Here is a 19401-nt window from a genome sequence, read left to right as displayed (position 1 = left end):
AATTCAGTTAATAAATTATTTATGAATATGCAGACCGCATTCTTTTTTAGCTGCGTCTTCCCACCACCAGCGGCCGGCTCTGAAATCTTCTCCTGGCCTTATTGCGCGTGTACAAGGGGCGCATCCTATGCTTACAAAACCGCGGTCGTGCAGCGGATTGTAAGGCACATTATTATCGTCGATGAATTTTTTTACCTGTTCGGTTGTCCAGTGAAGGATGGGATTGTACTTGATGATCTGGTTGGTTTCGTCCCACTCAATTATGCTGAGGTCGTGGCGGTCGGGCGAATGTTCGGCCCGTAAACCGGTTATCCAGATCGCATTACCGGCCAACGCTCTTTTCAGCGGTTCTACCTTGCGGATAAAGCAGCACTGTTTGCGGTTTTCAACCGATTCGTAAAATGCATTGGGACCTTTTTCAGTAACAAAGGTTTCCAGCAATTTATAATCGGGATAATAGGCTGTTATGTTGGCGTGGTATTTTTCGTTGGTATTGTTCCAAACAGAATAGGTTTCTGCAAACAACCTTCCGGTATCTAAAGTAAAGATGCTAACCGGCAATTGATTGTTCAGGATTTCGTGTGCAATTACCTGGTCTTCATAGCTAAAACTGCTACTGAATGTTACCTGACCGGGGAATTCTTCTGTAAGGAATTTAATAAACTCAGCAACAGATAGTCTATCTGATTGGTGGGTTAATTCTGTCAAGCGTGCCTTTAACGTAGAGCTCATATTCTTTTATCATTCATTCATTCGTAAATCTGGAACCTGGAAACTTAGTGCGAAACGTACAAGCGAGTAGAAAACTGAGTATTAACAGCAACAACAGTATTTATTGCAACAGGAGATGTACATTATGTGTATGGTTTGGGAGCGAAACATAAAATAAGTCTACTCAGTTTGTAGATCAAAGATAACACATAGCAACGGATATCAAAAATTTTTTCTACCAAACGAGTGGACTAATTGGTGCTTTTAACAAACCACGTACAAACAATTGTTTGTACGTGAACGCAAAACAACATTAGCTTTTAACTGTTAAATGGGCACTTATGAGGTATGAAAAATCAGGCTAATGGCCGTTCGGTATACCTTTGCAGCCGGCTGAATACCAAAGTGGCCTGGCGGGCGCCGTTCAACTTGTCAGCTTTTTTTACATACCAGTGCCTGTTATACTTCCCAAGACCCCAAAATGGACATTTTATGCCAGGCTGACTGCCTCATTAGCAGGCTCAAAATGCTTGCTTTTGAGGATATTAGGTCAAAATGGCTGATTTTTGATATAGCACGGTATTTGGTTTCCTAAAAAACTTATATTGCCAACTCAAATAACAGAAAAGTACTATGAATCTTGGAAAAGAATTTGAAAAATACGCGGTACACCACAGAGGTATTTCAAGCAATACCCTGCACAGTTACCAAAAGCATTCAGTTACGAATCTCACTCCCAATATTATTGAAGAACGTCCGATGAATATCGCTGTAATGGACGTTTACAGCCGGTTGATGATGGACCGCATCATTTTCATGGGCTACCCCATCAATGACGAAGTGGCAAATATCGTAACTGCTCAGATGTTGTTCCTGGAAAGCACCGATCGCACCCGCGACATCCAGATGTACATCAACTCTCCCGGCGGAAACGTGTATTCCGGTTTGGGCGTGTATGACACCATGAACTACATTACTCCCGATGTAAGTACCATTTGCATTGGTATGGCCGCTTCTATGGCTGCTGTACTGTTGTGCGCCGGTACCCAGGGAAAACGCACTGCCTTAAAACACAGCCGTGTGATGTTGCATCAACCCAGCGGCGCCATTGGCGGCCAGGGAAGTGATATCGAGATCACTGTACAGGAGATCAAAAAGATCAAAAAGAACCTGTATGATGCCATCTCCGTACACACTGGCAAAACCGTAAAACAGGTTGAAAAGGATTGTGATCGCGACTACTGGTTAACTTCTGAAGAAGCCAAGGAATATGGTATTGTTGATGAAGTGTTGCTGATCAACCCACGTAAAGAGAAGAAAGATAACTAAGCCTTTCTGAAGAACTATTTAAATCGAATTTCAAACAAAACATATCATGCAGATATATTCAAATCATTTATTTCAGCCATTTCGCATGGATGATGAAGACGAACCAAAAGAAAACGGCAAGGAAGAGAAACCAGAATTTGGCATGCTGGCCAAAAAAATGGAGAAATACTTTTTTGAACAAAGAGCGGTATACCTGTGGGGTGTTGTAGAAGATAAAACAGCAAGGGAAGTTGTATCCAAACTGTTATTGCTGGATGCTGACAAACCTGGCGAAGACATTAAATTCTTCATTAACAGTCCTGGAGGCGTGGTTACCAGCGGGATGGTTATTTACGATACCATGCGCATGCTGAAAAGCCCGGTAAACACAATTTGTATGGGATTGGCCGCCTCTATGGGTTCTATCCTGCTGAGCGCCGGTACCAAAGGCAAACGTTTCATTTATCCCCATGGTGAGGTGATGATCCACCAACCCAGCCTGGGCGGATATATGCAGGGCGTAAGCGCCGACCTGGAAATTCAGGCCAAACAAATTAAAAAGACCAAAGAGATCGGCGCCCGCATTCTGGCCGAAAACTGTGGTAAGAAATTTGAACAGGTAATGAAGGATTTCGATCGCGACTACTGGATGGATGCCAAAGAAGCAATTGAATATGGCATTGTAGATCAGCAAGTTGAAAAGTTATAAGTACATATAAACCAGTAAAAGTCCCAAATTCCGTATACTAATTTTCTAGAAAAGGAGTTTGGGATTTTTAATTGGGATTTGGAGTAGCATTTAGATACCTTTGTAAGCGATTTTATACAAACATGGCTAAAACAACATTACACTGTTCTTTTTGCGGACGCAGCCGCGATGAAGTAAAGATTCTTATTGCCGGGCAGGAAGGACATATTTGTGAGAATTGCGTTGAGCATGCACGCGAGATCATTGAACAGGAGCTGATGATCCGCCATGAAACTACCCCACCTTCTACATCCTTCAAACTGAATGTAAAGAAACCCATTGAGGTTAAACGCTTTCTGGATGAATACGTGATCGGTCAGGACGACGCTAAAAAAGTATTAGCAGTGGCCGTGTACAATCACTACAAACGCCTTCAACAAAAACCTGCTGAAAACGAAGTAGATATCGAAAAAAGCAACATCGTAATGGTAGGTGAAACCGGTACAGGTAAAACCCTGCTGGCTAAAACCATTGCCCGCTTGCTGAATGTGCCTTTCGCCATCGTTGATGCTACAGTATTTACCGAAGCCGGTTATGTAGGTGAGGACGTGGAAAGCATTTTGACCCGTTTGCTGCAGGTTTGTAACTATGACGTAGCCGCTGCCGAAAGAGGCATCGTTTATATAGATGAGATCGATAAAATTGCCCGTAAAGGCGATAACCCTTCCATCACCCGCGATGTGAGTGGTGAAGGCGTTCAACAGGGTTTGCTGAAACTGCTGGAAGGTACAGACGTACTGGTTCCCCCTCAAGGCGGTCGCAAACACCCTGAGCAAAAACTGATCAAGATCAATACTCAGAACATCCTGTTTATTTGCGGTGGCGCATTTGATGGTATTGATAAAGTGATTGCCCGCCGGGTAAACACCAACGCTATTGGTTTTAATGTAAACAAGGAGCTGCAGGAACACATGAAAAAGAACCTGCTGCAATACATTAATGCTACCGATTTAAAATCGTTTGGTTTGATCCCTGAGTTACTGGGCCGTTTACCGGTTGTTACTCACCTGAACCCACTCGATAAATCAACACTCCGTTCTATTTTAACAGAACCAAAGAATGCGTTGATTAAACAATACAAGCGTTTATTTGAACTGGAGAACATTCAACTGAACATAGATAACGAGGTGCTGGATTTTATGGTTGATAAAGCAATGGAATACAAACTGGGCGCCCGTGGCTTACGCAGCATTTGCGAAAGCATATTAACCGACGCTATGTTTGAACTGCCTTCGAGCAAACAAACTGTTTTCCATTTGAACCTGGAGTATGCACAAAAGAACTTCGACAAGAGCAAGATGAGCATGTTGAAAGTTGCGTAATCGAAAGCCTCAAATAAGATCTTAATAAAAAAACGTCAGCCTTCAAACTGACGTTTTTTATTTCCGTAATTTTCTCAAAATATTTGTTATGCAGGAACTGGTAAACAAATTAATGGCCGAAGGATTAACAGAACAACAGGCCTACAAAGCCATCGAGATCATCAAGAATTTTGCAAAAGAGAAGTTTCCTATCTTCGGCGGCGCTATTGACAAGCTGTTCGACAAATATGGTCCCAAGGATGCTGAGGATGATTTTATGCCTTAATATCTCTCCGTTCGATCTACATAATTGATAATTGCATCGATCTCTTCATCCGACAATCCATCAAAGGCAGTCATCTGCACATTACCGAACCGTTTTATAAGGGTATTGAAATAAACATTCCCCGATTTTAAAACACCGGCCGGGTTGTGCACCCATTTATGTAAGAGTTTTTTATCCGGGATCCTTTCAGCCACTCCACTTAATGCAGGGCCGGTTAGATCTTTAAATACAGCATGACAACTGGCGCAGTTATTTTGAAAGAGCGCCTTGCCATCGGGGCCATTTCCCCTGACATACGGTTTTGAGAAGGAAGGACTCGTAGTACCACACCACCCTTCAACCGGTTTATTGGAATCCTGGGGCGGCGGAGGTATTGACAATAACAGATCGGAGAATTTAATGGCTCCTATAACTACTACCGTTAGTAAGAAGCCCTGCAGCACATAATTGACTTCTTTATTCATACTATAAAGCTACTACAGGAATGTAGTACTTCATAATAATTCAATCATTAGCCTTTTCTGTATTATCTAACAGTTTGCGGCTTATGCGTTATTAAATAAAAAATCCTCCCGCTTAAAGCCGGGAGGACCATGTCATGACAAGCAACCTGGAGTAGTATTTCTCAATTTAAGCTCGTAACACCTCACGGGCTATCACAATCTTCTGTATTTCAGAAGTGCCTTCGCCAATGGTGCATAATTTACTATCGCGATAATATTTTTCAACGGGGAAATCTTTCGTGTAACCATATCCGCCAAAGATCTGCACGGCATCGGTAGCAACTTTCACCGCTACTTCGCTGGCGAAATATTTTGCCATGGCCGATTCCTTGCTCATGGGTTCGCCGCGCATTTTTAAGTCACATGCCTGCAGCGTCAGCAATTCGGCAGCGGCAATTTCGGTTGCCATATCGGCCAGTTTAAACGAAATACCCTGAAAGTTGGCTATGGCCTGGTCAAACTGGTGGCGTTCTTTGGCATATTGTATAGAAGCCTCGTAAGCGCCTTTTGCAATACCCAGTGAAAGGGCGGCAATTGAGATACGGCCGCCATCCAGCACTTTCAGAGATTGTTTAAACCCATCGCCAAAATTACCGAGGCGGTTAGCGTCGGGAATGCGGCAATTATCGAAGATCATTTCAGCAGTTTCACTGGCACGCATGCCCAGCTTGTTTTCTTTTTTACCGCCTCTGAATCCCGGTGTGCTTCGCTCCACTACGAAAGCAGTGGCATTGTTTTTTGCGCGGGGTTCGCCCGTACGGGCAATAACAACAGCTACATCGGCGCTCTTTCCATGAGTGATCCAGCATTTGGTGCCATTCAACACCCAGTGATCGCCATCTTTTATGGCCACCGTTTTCATATTGGCCGCATCGCTTCCGGTATTGGGTTCGGTTAACCCCCAGGCGCCCAGCCATTCTCCGGAAGCCAGTTTGGGCAAATACTTTTGCTTTTGTTCTTCGTTTCCAAAGCTCAACATATGGCCGGTGCAAAGCGAGTTGTGTGCAGCCAGGCTTAACCCAATGGAACCACATACTTTGGCAACTTCCTGGATGATGGCTACATATTCATAATAGGTTAAACCAGCGCCACCGTATTTTTCAGGTACCAGTACGCCCATAAGGCCCAGTTTACCCATTTCTTTAAATACATGTATGGGAAATTCCTGGGATTCATCCCACTCCATTACGTAAGGCTTAATATGCTGTTGAGCAAAATCGCGGGTTGATTGAGCAACCTGATCTGTAAGCTCAGAAGTTTGAAAATTCATACTTAAATTTACCTGAATTAACTCTATTTCAATCGTTAGAGGCTGCTGCAATATAGGACGATTTTTTCACAAAACTAACATCTGTTAGTGTGTTTTTTAAAACTTAACATTTCCCCTCCTACTCCACTATTATATAGGCCGCTATTTTCTGGTATAATTCAGGTGTTATCAGCACAATCTGTTGCAGTTCTTCCGGCTTCCGGAACAACCCGTGCTGCTGACGGTATTGCACAATGGCATTTGCAATGTTCCAGCGAATGTAGGGATGCTGTTTCAGGGTATTTGCATCGGCCGTGTTGATGTTGAGTTTTTGTAAAACAGCGGTACCACATTGCAGCCGGGGTTGTATTAATTGAAAGGTAGAATCGGGCAGACCGAAGGTTTCCGCTACCTGTTGTACCGAATAAAATCCACCCAGCTTTTCCCTGAAATTCACAATACGGCTGGCCAGTTTGCTGCCAATACCAGGTAAGGCAATAAACGCAGCCGTATCGGCCTGGTTAATGTCGATGATCGCAGGCGGAGCCTTTACATATTTAACCGGGGGTTTACCGGTCGGATATAATGGCGCGGGCGCTGTAATTTTTATATAGGGCATTAACCGGTCGAAATCTTCCTTTTTTAAACTATACATTTTCTGCAGGTCGGCAGCCCTTCTGAATTGTCCGCCTTTGGACAGATAATGCTGTATAGTGCGTGTTGTACGTTCATTGATGCCCAGCTTTTTCCAGCCGGCTGCATCCAGCGTATTGGGGTCAAATGGAAATAAGATTGCTTTTACCGGCGCCTCCTTCTCCGGTGCATAATAGACATCATTGTAAGCCGGCCGCCTTTCCTGTTGTTTTAAAGCCTGTTCAGGCGGCGCCTTTTGCAATTGCATAACTTCTACGCGTACCTCTTCACTAAAAGTGGCTGATCTGAAAAACTGTGGGAGGGTGATACAAATGCCGATCAATGCCAGGAGTACATAAATACCGGTGCGTTCTTTCTTTGTGAAAGAGAAATAATCTTTCCAGTTGCTTTCCATAATAAAGATTGAGCGGTGTCAATATTTGTTGATTTCCAGCTACTAATTATTGCCCTTACTCAATTCTTCCAAAAAACACTTACTTTTTTCTGCCTAAATATAAGTATTTGAAATAATATACGTTACACATATAGCCTTGTCCGTACCCCTTAAATAATGCCCCGAATGAAAATGCAACAACTCCAGTATTCCGATAAGGCCTGGAAAATATATATGCATGCGGAAGAATTTGACCGAATGCAATGCCAGTTGGTGTTGGCCTTTGGCCCACCTTCTATAATTACCGATACTGCCGTTTTTAATTACCTGGAACGAAGCTATCCCGAGGCCCATATTATTTTAACCTCGGCTTCCGGTGAGATCATTCTTCCTGAACTTTTTCTCAATAGTGTTGTGGTTACCGCCTTTCAATTTGATAAAACCACTATTCATTGTGCCGAAACAAATATCAGCAAACACGCTACCAGTTTAGAAGCGGGGCATAGTCTTATGCAACAATTGCAGCAAAGCGATCTGCAAACTGCTTACATCATGGCCGATAGCACTGTAGTGAATGGCAGCGAACTACTGGCTGGTTTTAATAAACTGAATACGCAGTCCATTCCCATTACCGGTGGTTTAACAGGCACCCGGTGCAATTTCTCGAAAGCGTTTGTAGGATTAAACCAGGCGCCCGCCGATGGCGTTATCGTGGCCATTGGCTTTTATGGTAATCAACTACAGGTAAATCAAGGTTCGTTTGTTGGGTGGAATGAATATGGCCCCGTTCAAACCATTACCGCATTTAAAGAAATTTAAGTTCCATACCCTATACCCCTATGCAGCAATCCTATCATCATTTATTGGAGAAACAAATTCAAAATGCTTTATCGGGAGCTCAGAAGTTTGACCCCGCTGTTCAAAAGTTATTAAAACTGGTTGATCAGGCATACAGAAACTATGACGAAGCCCAGAAGCTAACGGAAGATGCGTTTAAGGAATGTGAGAAACAATACCAGCAGATCTTATCAGATCAACATCAACAGTATAAAGAAGCGGAAGCTGAGCTTAGCAGGTTCAGAGAACAGGATGAAAATAATGCCCGCGATCTGTCGGGCATAAAAGTATTGCTGGTTGAAGATGTTGAGTTTAATAGTATGGTTGCCCAAAAGATGATCACCAACTGGAATGGCGCGGTTGATATAGCGGAGAATGGCGCCATTGCCATCGACAAAGTACAGCAGTCGGAATATGATGTAGTGCTGATGGACCTGCAAATGCCGGTGATGGATGGTTATAACGCTACCCAACATATCCGGAACTTTAATGATGTTATTCCTATTATTGCGTTAACGGCCTCTTCTACGGAAGTTTTGCAAAAGACCCGCGAATACGGCATGACAGATTACCTGGGAAAGCCATTTAAACCGGGGGAATTGTATAAGATGATCAGGAAGTATGGGAGGAGGTAGACCAGTTGACGTGTTGACGAGTTAACCGGGTAGTTGACAGAGTTGATAAAGTTGAAGTGTTAACACGTTAACAAGTTGACAGGTTAACGTGTTAATGTTTCTCATTTCTCTGTTTTCCATTTTTCATTTGTCATTTCTCTACCCTTTGCCTTTTAGGTTCGCCCGGCTATACTTTAATCACCAACCCATCATAAGCAAAGTTGATCCCATTCGGTAACTCCGCTTCCACCTCGGCATGCTTACCCATTTGGTGGCTGAGGTGGGTGAGGTAACATTGTGGTACCTGTAGCTTTTTAGCCACTTCAATGCTTTCGCCCAGGGAAAAATGAGAGATGTGTTTTTCTTTTCGCAGCGAATTCAACACCAGCACCTCACTGCCTTTGATCTTTTCCATTTCACTGTCATCAATACGGCTGGCATCGGTAATATATGTAAAGCGGCCAAAGCGAAAACCCAGCACCGGCATCTTTAAATGCCATACCATAATGGGCGTTACAGGGATATCCCCTACGTCAAAAGTTTCCAGCCCTATCGTGTTCAACTTTATTTCTGGTAAGCCGGGGTATTTTGATTCATAGAAAGCATAAGGAAATTCGCGGATGATCACCTCTTGTGTAGCATCGCTGGCGTACACCTGCATGGGTTCCTGCTGAAAGAAGTTAAAAGCCCGCACATCGTCGAGGCCGGCCACATGGTCTTTATGCGAATGGGTGAAAACAATAGCATCCAGGTGCTTTACATTGGCCCGCAACATCTGGTAGCGGAAATCGGGCCCTGAATCAACAACGAGTGTTGTTTTTTCTGACTGCACCATTATACTGGAGCGAAGTCTTTTGTCTTTTTTATCGGTTGATGTGCAAACCGGACAATCACAGGCGATCATGGGTACACCGGCACTGGTACCGGTCCCTAAAAACGTAATGGTTAATGAAGGATAGCTCACGCGGTAAAAATACAAAGAAAACAGCTGCAAGCCTCAAGCTACAAGACACAAGCAAATACAGGTCAAAGCTATAAGCCTGAAGCTGAAAGCAAATACATTTCCGGATTTGGCTTTAGCCTTTAGGCTTTTACCAGTATTCTGTATTTCCCTTTATCAACTCCGTCAACGCTTTCAACTACCTGGTCAATTCGTCAACAGGTTAACTGGTTAACTTCTCCTCTTTCTTATCATTCTCCGCCTGAATCAAAGCGTGTCTTTCCAGTACATCGTTATATGTTCTGCGCACCTCGGGTGAAAACTCATCGGGATTAACCTGCAATTGCGGAACCAGATCGATCAATGTACTTATGCGGCCCTCGAGCTGCAGGAATTTATTTAAAACAACTACTTTCTTTTGTTCTAAAATGCAATATCCGCTCTGAAAATTACCCCGTTCGTAACGTAGCACATATTCAGCCTCATCGAGAATCGCCTCTATCTTATCTAATGTTGCTTGCGTAAATTTCATAGTCTGGATGTAAGTGACTTAATGAATGATTGACAAAATTAATATTCACAATTTTAGTGCTGGAAATAGATAACCCGAACTTTTCCACACAAAACGTTGAAAACGATCGTTTCGTGGCCAAAACGGCGTTAAAAACGCCTTTTTTGGGTAAAAAGCCCCGGTTTTATCAATTTCCAATACTCCCCGCCTTGCCCGCCGAAGCTTTAGCGTAGGAGGGCCGCTCCTGCTCACTTATTTATTCGTCATCTTAATTACCGGCACAATCATCTCTTCTAAACTAACGCCGCCATGCTGAAAAGTGTTGCGATAGTAGTTCACATAATAATTGTAATTGTTGGGGTAACACAGGTACATGTCTTCCCGGGCAAAAATGTACGAGGAGTTTACGGTTGGCACAGGCAATCCTGCCTCTTTGGGATCGCGGAAGGCCAGTACATCCTTGGGCTCATAATTAAGGTTGCGACCGTGTTTATACCGCAGGTTGGTAGTGGTTTGTTTATCACCAATTACTTTGGCCGGTGTTTTTACCCGCACGCTGCCATGATCGGTGGCCAGGATGAGATTGAGTTTTTTATCAGCCACTTTCTTCAATGCCTGGTGCAGGGGCGAATGCTCGAACCAGCTCCGGGTAACGCTTCTGTAGCTGGTTTCATCGCCCGCCAGTTCTTTCAGTACCTCCATTTCGGTACGGGCATGGCTGAGCATATCAACAAAGTTGTAAACAATAACATTCAGGTCGTTGCCCATAAGGTTATGCATATTGTTCACAAGGTCCTGGCCCGCCTGGTTGTTGAGGATCTTGGTATAAGAGAATTTAATATCGTCGCGCCGATGGCGTTTTAAAAATGACCGGAAGAACTCTTCTTCAAACAAATTCTTGCCGCCTTCTTCATCGTCGTTCTTCCATTGCTGGGGGAAATTCTTTTCAATTTCAATCGGAAGCAATCCGCTGAAAATAGCATTGCGCGCATATTGCGTGGCTGTAGGCAGAATGCTGTAAAAGCTGTCTTCTTCGAGAATGCGAAAGCTCTCTGCAAAGATGGGAGCAATGGCCCGCCATTGATCGAACCGCAGGTTATCGAGCAGTACAAAGAAAGTAGGCGTGCCCTTTTCAATATGCGGCAGCACTTTAAATTTTATCAGGTTGTGCGACATCACCGGACCTTCATCACTTTTGGGATTTACCCAACGGGCATAATTCTTTGACACAAATTTGAAGAATTCGGTGTTGGCTTCGCTTTTTTGAGTTTGAAACACTTCCTGCATTTCGGGACTGTCGCTTTTATCCATTTCCAGCTCCCAGTACACCAGTTTTTTGTATATGTCCATCCACTCGTTGTAGTCAGGATTGCTATTCAGCGCCATGAATAAATTGCGGAATTGCTGTTGATAGGCCATAGTAGTTTTTTCCCCTACCAACCGTTTGTTATCGAGGATCTTTTTCAAACTCAACAGTACCTGGTTGGGATTCACCGGTTTTATCAGGTAATCGGTGATCTGACTGCCAATGGCGTCATCCATCAGGTTTTCCGTTTCATTTTTGGTAATCATCACCACCGGGATCTGCGAATTGATCTCTTTTATCTTCGAAAGGGTTTCCAAACCGGTAATGCCCGGCATGGTTTCATCCAACAGTACAACATCGAGTGGGTTATCTTTTACAAAATCTACCGCATCAAAACCGTTTGTAAGCGCCGTTACCTCGTACCCTTTATTTTGTAAAAACAGTATTTGTGATTGTAAACTTTCAATTTCATCATCAACCCAAAGTATTTTTCCTAATGGCATGTATAGTTATTTAAAATAATTACTTTTTTAAGGGGGCATTCTTGAATCCGGTCCCGGCTTAGCGGGGATGAATCGGCAATCGTGAACCGGCAAACTGAAAACGTGAAAAGGCTTGCGAATTTTAAGTCTCGTGGTATTGATCTCTGCCTTCTGTCTTTTCCTTTATCAATGCTATCAACCCTGTCAACTGTATCAACTCCGCTCTTCCTCATCAACTCGTCAACTTGTCAACCTGTCAACTTTCCTCCCCACCAATCTAACCAAATTTAATTTATCCGACCGGGCTTTGTACTTTTGCCCGCTGCTTTTGGCAGCAATTTTAACAAAAAAGCAAGCAGCGAATGACAAACCGCATCAGAAAGATCATAAATGACCCGGTATATGGGTTTATTACTATCGATGATCCGCTTGTTTTTCAGGTAATCGCGCATCCCTGGTACCAGCGTTTGCGGCGTATACATCAAATGGCATTTGCGCACCTGGTTTACCCGGGCGCAGTGCATACCCGCCTGCATCACTCCCTGGGCGCTTATCACCTTATGTGCAGTGCGTTAACCGAGCTGAAGAGTAAAGGAGTGGAAATTACTCCTGAAGAAGAAACAGCTGCAAAAATTGCGATCCTGTTACACGATATTGGTCACGGGCCGTTTTCACATGCCCTTGAAAATGTGCTGATCAGTAAAACGCATCATGAAACGATCAGCATCCTTATCATGCGTGTGCTCAATGAACAAATGAAGGGGCAATTGCATAAAGCCATCGACATTTTTACCAATAATTATACCAAGCCCTTTTTACACCAGCTCATCAGTGGCCAGCTTGATGTTGACCGTATGGATTACCTCACCCGCGATAGTTTTTATACAGGTGTTTCGGAAGGGGTGATCGGCTACGACCGCATTTTAAAAATGCTTACGGTGAAAGATGGCGATCTGATGGTTGAGGAAAAAGGCATTTACAGCATAGAGAAATTCCTGGTGGCCCGCCGCCTTATGTACTGGCAGGTATATTTGCATAAAACCGTACTGGGTGCGGAAAAAACGCTGATTAAGATCATTCAGCGAGCCAAGGAATTGATTCAACAGGGACAAACAGTTCCCGCTGCATCTGCTACCTTTGACTTCTTTTTAAAAAGCACCACCAGCACGGAATTTATTGAGCAACATCTCGATAAATTCTGCATGCTCGACGATTATGACGTGCTAACGACAATTAAAAACTGGATCTTTCATTCTGATACCGTTTTGAGCATTTTGTGCCGGTGTTTAATAGATCGCCGTTTATTAAAAGTTAAATTGCAGGCAGAACCTTTTGATCAGGATTGGATTAAAACACAACGGAATAACATTTGCCATCATTTGAAGATAAAGGAAACCGATTGCGATTACTTTATCTTCACCGGGGAAGCAGTAAATACCACCTACGACCCCACCGAGGAAATGATAAATATCCTGTTCAAAAACGGCACGGTGACTGATATATCAAAAGTTGATAATGCATTGATCCATCAGGCATTAGCAAGCCCTGTGAAAAAATATTACATTTGTTACTACAATTGTTAAACAGTTAATTAAGTCGATCTGTTAAGACCTTTTATCGCTAAAGATCAAAACATATTACACTTTTTTCAATATGCAGTAGCTTTTTGCGTTTTACTAATTTTGATTTATATAAAAGTTTGAAATATTCGACTTACTGACATAACGACTATTCTATGCAATTTACCGCAGCCCAAATAGCTATGATCATCAATGGCAAAGTGGAAGGAAATCCTGAAACTTTAGTGCATTCCTTTGGAAAGATTGAAGAAGCGCAGGCTGGCCAGCTTTCTTTTCTGGCCAATCCTAAATACGAAGAATACCTGTATCGTACCAGTGCGTCCCTGGTTATCGTCAATGCCGCACAGGAGTTGAAGGAACCCGTGAACGCTACCCTGATCAGGGTAGCCGATGCTTATTCCGCTTTCGCTACCCTGCTTTCCAAATACCAGGAAATGGCAACCCAAAAATTATCGGGTATCCAGGAACCTGCTTACATCAGTAAGTCGGCTAAATATGGTCAACAGGTTTATATCGGCGCCTTTTCTTACCTCGGTGAGAATGTAGTGCTGGGAAACAATGTGAAAATATTCCCGAACGTATTCCTGGGCGATAATGTAAAGATCAACGACAATACCATCGTACATCCCGGAGTAAAAATTTATCACGATTGTGTTATTGGCAAGAATGTAACCATTCATGCCGGTACAGTAGTGGGCAGCGATGGTTTTGGTTTTGCACCACAGGCAGATGGCAGCTTTAAAAAAGTGCCGCAAATTGGAAATGTAGTAGTGGAAGATTTTGTTGAGATCGGCGCTAATGCCGCCATCGACCGTGCTACCATTGGTTCAACCATAATAAAATCAGGCGCCAAACTGGATAACCTGATCCAGGTTGCGCATAACGTAGAAGTTGGTAACAACACCGTTATTGCTGCACAGGCTGGCGTAAGCGGCAGTACCAAAATTGGTAACAACGTTATGATCGGCGGACAGGCCGGCATTGTTGGCCATATTCAAATTGCCGATGGCAGCAAGATCAATGCGCAAAGCGGTGTGAGCAAATCAATAAAAACGCCTAACGCTGCCGTAACCGGTAGCCCCGCTTTTGAATATACCAGTGCTTTACGCAGCCAGGCGGTGAGCCGCAAACTGCCCGACCTGGAGAAGAGAATTGCTGAGTTGGAGCAGTTGGTGAAGCAGTTGTTGACCGAGAAGGTAGGTTAACAAGTTGATTAGTTTAATCGAGGAATACAGGCTTGAACCGGAAATACGAAACCTGTAAAAATAGTAAAGGGTTGAAGGTATTAAAGCCTTCAACCCTTTTTCGTTCCTCAAATCGTTCAAGTTTAAACTTTGAATACGTGTTTGAGTCTCAGGTGAACCAAACGGCCTGCATCGATGTTAAAGGGCTCGTTGCAGGCATTGGAAAAACACTTATATGAATGGAGAAAAATGAGCCAGGTCATCTTCAGTACCTTTTCGTCTGAGTGGATTCCCTATCTTTGCGCATTCTTTTACAAAACCGAAGGATGAACAATAACTTTAATCCAGATAAGCAACATACCCTGCAATCAGCTGTGAGTATTTCCGGTACCGGTTTACATACAGGAGTAAATGTGGATATGACCCTGAAACCAGCCCACCCAGGCTTTGGTTTTCAGTTTCAACGCATTGATTTGCCCGGGCAACCTGTAATTAAGGCTGATTGTGACCTGGTTACCGATACTTCCCGGGGTACAACCCTGCAGGAAGGCGATACAAAGGTTTGCACGGTAGAGCATATTCTGGCTGCCTTGGTGGGCATGGGCGTTGATAATTGCCTGATTGAGCTGAATGGTCCCGAAATTCCCATCGCCGATGGTAGTTCTGCCCCTTTTGTTGAAATTATTGAAGAAGCAGGCGTGCTGGAGCAGGATGCGGCCAAAGTATGGTACAGCATCGATACCAACATTACCCATTACGACGAATTGAAAAGGGTTGAAATGACAGCCCTGCCTGCTACCGATTATAAAATAACCACCCTCATTGACTTTAATAGCCCGGTACTGGGCACCCAGCACGCTGGTTTAAAAAGCATGCGGGATTTTAAGGAAGAAATTGCGCCCTGCCGTACTTTCTGCTTCCTGCATGAACTGGAAATGTTGCTGCAACACAATCTTATCAAGGGCGGTGATGTAAACAACGCCATTGTGATTGTTGACAAGCCGGTAACACCTGAGGTAATGGAGCGGCTGTCGAAAGTTTTCAACAAGAAAAACATTGAGGTTAAGAATGAAGGGTACCTCAATAACCTGGAGCTGCGTTTCCCCAATGAACCTGCCCGTCACAAGACACTGGATGTGGTAGGTGACCTGGCCCTGATCGGTTATCCCATCAAGGCGCATATCATTGCTAACCGTCCGGGTCACAGCACAAACGTGGATTTTGCCCGTAAGATCAAGCAGTATATAAAAAAAAATAAACATGTAAAGGATGTACCGGTGTACGACCCCAATTTGCCCCCAGTATACAGCCTGCAGCAGATCGAAAAAACGTTGCCGCACCGCTATCCTTTCCTGATGGTGGATAAAATTATTGAACTTACTGACAAGCATATAGTTGGAATCAAAAATGTAACTTATAACGAGCAGTTTTTTACGGGCCACTTTCCTGGTAATCCCGTAATGCCCGGAGTACTGCAAGTAGAGGCGCTTGCTCAAACAGGAGGCATTCTTTGTATTAACTCCCTGCCACCCGGCGAATATGATACCTACTTTTTGAAGATCGATAATTGTAAATTCAAGCAAAAAGTGGTACCCGGAGATACTATGATCCTGAAAATGGAGTTAATCTCCCCAATACGGCGTGGAATTTGCGAAATGCGGGGAACGGTGTACGTAGGTAATAAAATTGCCACAGAAGCTGATTTGATGGCCCAGGTAGTAAAACGATAAATTATTGGTTTTTATACCTAAAATGGAATTAGGGCAATAAAATTTATAGAACGATAGGGGAAAATTGAATGAGTTTTGTCCTATTTTAGCAGATTAATTAATATCAAACGTCAATCCATCCATAAACAGAATTTAGGTGACAATCACCAACAAAATCCCACCGGGGATGGGATGTCTGTTACGCCTATGAGTGAATATCCTGGTACAACCCTTAAGAATGTAAATAAAATGATTCATCCGCACACATATATACACCCTAACGCCAAGCTGGCCACCAATGTGAAGATTGATCCTTTTACGGTTATTCACCAGAACGTGGAAATTGGCGAAGGAACCTGGATTGGAAGTAACGTAACCATCATGGAAGGGGCTCGCATCGGCAAAAACTGCCGTATTTTTCCCGGAGCTGTAATTTCTGCCATGCCACAGGACCTCAAATTTGAAGGCGAAGAAACGCTCACTGAAATTGGTGATAATACCACCATTCGTGAGTTTGTGACCATTCACCGGGGTACCAAAGACAGGTGGAAAACAAAGGTGGGCAAAAATTGCATGATCATGGCGTATAGCCATATTGCCCACGATTGTATCATTGGCAGCAATGTTATCCTGAGTAACAACTCACAGGTAGCTGGTCACGTAATTCTGGGCGATTGGGCCATTTTAGGTGGCATGTGCGCGGTTCACCAATTTACCAAGGTTGGTCAGCACGCCTTTGTAAGCGGTGGTTCACTGGTAGGTAAAGATATTCCTCCTTATATTAAAGCCGGACGTCAGCCATTGAGCTATGCCGGGGTAAACTCTGTTGGTTTAAAAAGACGTGGTTTCACTATCGATAAGATCAATCATATCCTCGATATCTATCGCGTTATTTACAACAAAGGGTTTAATACCAGCCAGGCGCTCGAATACCTGGAAGAAGAGTTTTCCGCAAGCGACGAACGCGATGAAATTGTAACCTTTATTCGCGAAAGTGGCCGCGGTATCATTAAACGCTATTCAAAAAATAGTGTGGATGAAGATATCGCTGATTAATGCAGGCAAACGTTTTAACCGCGACTGGATCTTCCGAAACATAAATCAGGAATTTATTTCAGGCACTGCCTATGCTATTACCGGTCCCAATGGGTCCGGTAAATCTACTTTATTACAGGCCATAGGCGGCGCCATTATGATGAGTGAGGGGAAAGCCAATTATACAATAGCCAATAGCCAATTGGCAATTGGCAATACAAACGCCATAGAAAAAGAGATTGAGGTTGATAATGCATTTCGCTATATTTCTATAGCTGCGCCTTATCTTGAATTGATTGAAGAAATGACCCTGCTGGAAATGCTGGAGTTTCATGCGCAGTTTAAGCCACTGATACCCCTTACTACCATTCCTGATATTATCTCCATTTTAGGTTTAAAAGCAGCAGCCAACAAACAGATCCGGTTCTATTCAAGTGGAATGAAACAACGGGTAAAACTGGCGCAGGCTATTTTTAGTGATGTGCCTTGCGTGTTGCTCGATGAGCCCTGTACCAACCTCGATGCTGTGGGGATTGAATTATATCATCAGTTGATCCGTGACTACGGTAATAACCGGTTAATCATTGTCAGTTCCAACGATCCGCAAGAGTATTCTTTTTGTAGAGAGAAAATCAATATCACCGATTTCAAAACGGCAAACGTGAAACGGCAAACGTAAAAGGATTCCGAATTTTCAGTTTTGTTTCCAAACTTCAACATTCATTATTCAATATTCGACATTCAGCAATTCTTTCTTTCTCATTTCTCTGCCTTCTATCTTTTCTGTACGTAAGCATGACTACCAATTCCCAGATGTGCTTTGTCTTTCGGGTAGAAATAAAACGCCCGGCGCATGGTAGAACCGTTATTAAATCTGAATTCAATTGAATAACCATTCAAGGTATAGGCGCCCGCTTCATCTTTTTTAGAATAAGCAGAAGCAGGAATACTATAATCGGTATAATTAGAGCCTACCGCTACACCGGTTAATGCAAACCGGCCTACGTTATTAAACAGGATGTCTTTGGAAGAAACCGTTACTACATTTCCACCCGCAGATGAATTACCTCCGCCTGTCATGCTGCTGAAGGCGCCTTCAATTTTTTCATTGCCGGCCGCAGGTCTTGCCCAGAACCAGTTCTTGTCCCATCTTTCGGTTTTACTTCTTCCGGGCCAGTTAACCACAATGGTGCCGCCGCTGATCCGCCAGGTACCCCATCTTTTGGGCTCATGTTGTTTCGACAAAGCCACATCAAACTCATACGGACTTACCACCGGATTGTTATAAAGACTGCCATCATTCAACAACAGATAAGGCGTGTATTCACTCGTAACAGCGCCCCCTACCCCATAACTATATTCAAGGTTCAATACTATTCCTTTTATTTCGGTTGCCTTTAAGCCTCTTACAGGACGGCTGGTGTTATCGGTATTGGCTATTACATTGCGGGGCGTTGGTGTTTTATCAATAACGGTGGGCACCAGTGGCTGTGGCAATGCATTGGTTTTTGCAACCTCTGTTTGCCCGCTGGCATCAAATGCCCCTTCCTGTTTGGCCAGTTTGCCAAAATGCATGGCCGCCGACTTCATACAATTGGTGTAGTAAGTAATATCGGGTGAGCTAAACAACTTCGCCAGGCGGTACTGCTGGTTGCTGGTGCGATAGGCCATATAAGCCACAAACCAAACTTTACCATTCTTGTCGCTGATCTTACCTGAATACGAAGTGAGGGTACTGTAACTGATACTCCTTTTGTCTTTATTCTTGCTTTTTGACTCAGTGAACCCTGAAAGCCGCATGTTCTTGTCAATAGAACCGGTAAACCATTCATCAAAGCTTTTTCCGTCTACTTTTTCGAGTGGCATTATTTCATAGGTAAACTCTTTATTTTCATCGCTGAAAACCGCCGTAGGGCTAAAAAGGTAGCGTCCTTTATTTTCCTCCATCTTCCAGCCTAACATAGGCTGCACTGTTTGAGCGAGCGTAGCAGAAATGCCCAAACCCATTATCAGGACGATAACCAGGAGCATATTTTTCATAAGTAGGCTATTTACACGCTTTGGAAGTCA

At 43.6% G+C, this 19401-nt stretch carries 19 protein-coding genes; 11 read left to right on the top strand and 8 right to left on the bottom strand.

The features are described from left to right. Positions 1-15: 15 nt before the first annotated feature. Positions 16-732 (bottom strand): phosphoadenylyl-sulfate reductase, encoded by a 717-nt coding sequence (locus NIAKO_RS34335; RefSeq protein WP_014223107.1) that lies wholly within the window; start codon positions 730-732, stop codon positions 16-18. Positions 733-1344: 612 nt separating this feature from the next. On the opposite strand from NIAKO_RS34335, the gene NIAKO_RS34330 reads away from it, so the two are divergent. The 4 genes from NIAKO_RS34330 (at position 1345) to NIAKO_RS39030 (ending at position 4354) form a co-directional block, all read left to right on the top strand. Continuing rightward, the gene (locus NIAKO_RS34330; protein ID WP_014223106.1) at positions 1345-2040 is read left to right on the top strand and encodes a ClpP family protease; all 696 of its coding nucleotides are present in this window, start codon (positions 1345-1347) and stop codon (positions 2038-2040) included. A 46-nt stretch (positions 2041-2086) separates the two neighbouring features. Continuing rightward, the gene (locus NIAKO_RS34325; protein ID WP_014223105.1) at positions 2087-2728 is read left to right on the top strand and encodes a ClpP family protease; all 642 of its coding nucleotides are present in this window, start codon (positions 2087-2089) and stop codon (positions 2726-2728) included. A 122-nt stretch (positions 2729-2850) separates the two neighbouring features. Further along, on the top strand, positions 2851-4089 hold the full coding sequence (gene clpX / locus NIAKO_RS34320; RefSeq protein ID WP_014223104.1) for an ATP-dependent Clp protease ATP-binding subunit ClpX: 1239 nt from the start codon (positions 2851-2853) through the stop codon (positions 4087-4089). 88 nt (positions 4090-4177) lie between these two features. Then, positions 4178-4354, top strand: coding sequence for a hypothetical protein (locus tag NIAKO_RS39030; RefSeq protein WP_014223103.1), 177 nt, complete (start codon positions 4178-4180; stop codon positions 4352-4354). Here the strand turns inward: NIAKO_RS39030 and NIAKO_RS34315 are convergent. The 3 genes from NIAKO_RS34315 to NIAKO_RS34305 all read right to left on the bottom strand — a co-directional run bounded on the left by NIAKO_RS34315 (position 4351) and on the right by NIAKO_RS34305 (position 7154). Continuing rightward, entirely contained in the window at positions 4351-4818 is a 468-nt protein-coding gene (locus NIAKO_RS34315) for a c-type cytochrome (protein WP_014223102.1), read from the bottom strand. The genes NIAKO_RS39030 and NIAKO_RS34315 overlap by 4 nt on opposite strands. Before the next feature lie 166 nt (positions 4819-4984). Continuing rightward, positions 4985-6127, bottom strand: a complete 1143-nt coding sequence (locus tag NIAKO_RS34310; protein ID WP_014223101.1) for an acyl-CoA dehydrogenase — start codon at positions 6125-6127, stop codon at positions 4985-4987. Positions 6128-6245: 118 nt separating this feature from the next. Continuing rightward, complete coding sequence (locus tag NIAKO_RS34305; RefSeq protein ID WP_014223100.1) at positions 6246-7154, bottom strand: ComEA family DNA-binding protein; 909 nt, start codon at positions 7152-7154, stop codon at positions 6246-6248. A gap of 165 nt (positions 7155-7319) precedes the next feature. Here NIAKO_RS34305 and NIAKO_RS34300 point away from each other — a divergent pair, with 165 nt between their 5' ends. Both NIAKO_RS34300 and NIAKO_RS34295 read left to right on the top strand, forming a co-directional pair. Further along, complete coding sequence (locus NIAKO_RS34300) at positions 7320-7952, top strand: FIST N-terminal domain-containing protein (RefSeq protein ID WP_014223099.1); 633 nt, start codon at positions 7320-7322, stop codon at positions 7950-7952. Between the two features lie 20 nt (positions 7953-7972). Then, complete coding sequence (locus NIAKO_RS34295) at positions 7973-8605, top strand: response regulator (protein WP_014223098.1); 633 nt, start codon at positions 7973-7975, stop codon at positions 8603-8605. Between the two features lie 166 nt (positions 8606-8771). Here the strand turns inward: NIAKO_RS34295 and NIAKO_RS34290 are convergent, their stop codons facing one another. From NIAKO_RS34290 to porX, 3 genes are all read right to left on the bottom strand, one after another. Further along, a complete protein-coding gene (locus NIAKO_RS34290; RefSeq protein WP_014223097.1) occupies positions 8772-9548 on the bottom strand; it encodes an MBL fold metallo-hydrolase in 777 nt (258 codons plus the stop codon). A gap of 199 nt (positions 9549-9747) precedes the next feature. Continuing rightward, positions 9748-10056 (bottom strand): hypothetical protein, encoded by a 309-nt coding sequence (locus NIAKO_RS34285; RefSeq protein ID WP_014223096.1) that lies wholly within the window; start codon positions 10054-10056, stop codon positions 9748-9750. 231 nt (positions 10057-10287) lie between these two features. After that, on the bottom strand, positions 10288-11844 hold the full coding sequence (gene porX / locus NIAKO_RS34280; protein WP_014223095.1) for a T9SS response regulator signal transducer PorX: 1557 nt from the start codon (positions 11842-11844) through the stop codon (positions 10288-10290). A 341-nt stretch (positions 11845-12185) separates the two neighbouring features. On the opposite strand from porX, the gene NIAKO_RS34275 reads away from it, so the two are divergent. The 5 genes from NIAKO_RS34275 (at position 12186) to NIAKO_RS34255 (ending at position 18010) form a co-directional block, all read left to right on the top strand. Next, positions 12186-13406, top strand: coding sequence for an HD domain-containing protein (locus NIAKO_RS34275; RefSeq protein ID WP_014223094.1), 1221 nt, complete (start codon positions 12186-12188; stop codon positions 13404-13406). 152 nt (positions 13407-13558) lie between these two features. Then, on the top strand, positions 13559-14608 hold the full coding sequence (gene lpxD / locus NIAKO_RS34270) for a UDP-3-O-(3-hydroxymyristoyl)glucosamine N-acyltransferase (RefSeq protein WP_014223093.1): 1050 nt from the start codon (positions 13559-13561) through the stop codon (positions 14606-14608). A 305-nt stretch (positions 14609-14913) separates the two neighbouring features. Next, positions 14914-16317: a bifunctional UDP-3-O-[3-hydroxymyristoyl] N-acetylglucosamine deacetylase/3-hydroxyacyl-ACP dehydratase gene (locus NIAKO_RS34265; RefSeq protein ID WP_014223092.1), complete on the top strand. Its 1404-nt coding sequence runs from the start codon at positions 14914-14916 to the stop codon at positions 16315-16317. Positions 16318-16392: 75 nt separating this feature from the next. Next, positions 16393-17352: an acyl-ACP--UDP-N-acetylglucosamine O-acyltransferase gene (gene lpxA / locus NIAKO_RS34260; protein WP_014223091.1), complete on the top strand. Its 960-nt coding sequence runs from the start codon at positions 16393-16395 to the stop codon at positions 17350-17352. Continuing rightward, positions 17333-18010: an ABC transporter ATP-binding protein gene (locus NIAKO_RS34255; protein WP_014223090.1), complete on the top strand. Its 678-nt coding sequence runs from the start codon at positions 17333-17335 to the stop codon at positions 18008-18010. Before lpxA ends, NIAKO_RS34255 begins: the two co-directional genes overlap by 20 nt. A gap of 95 nt (positions 18011-18105) precedes the next feature. Here the strand turns inward: NIAKO_RS34255 and NIAKO_RS34250 are convergent, their stop codons facing one another. Next, entirely contained in the window at positions 18106-19371 is a 1266-nt protein-coding gene (locus tag NIAKO_RS34250; RefSeq protein WP_014223089.1) for a hypothetical protein, read from the bottom strand. Positions 19372-19401: the final 30 nt, after the last annotated feature.

Source organism: Niastella koreensis GR20-10 (genome assembly GCF_000246855.1).
Lineage (GTDB): Bacteria > Bacteroidota > Bacteroidia > Chitinophagales > Chitinophagaceae > Niastella > Niastella koreensis.
The sequence above is the reverse complement of the archived record's forward strand: the minus strand, read 5'-3'. Positions and strand labels throughout refer to the sequence as shown.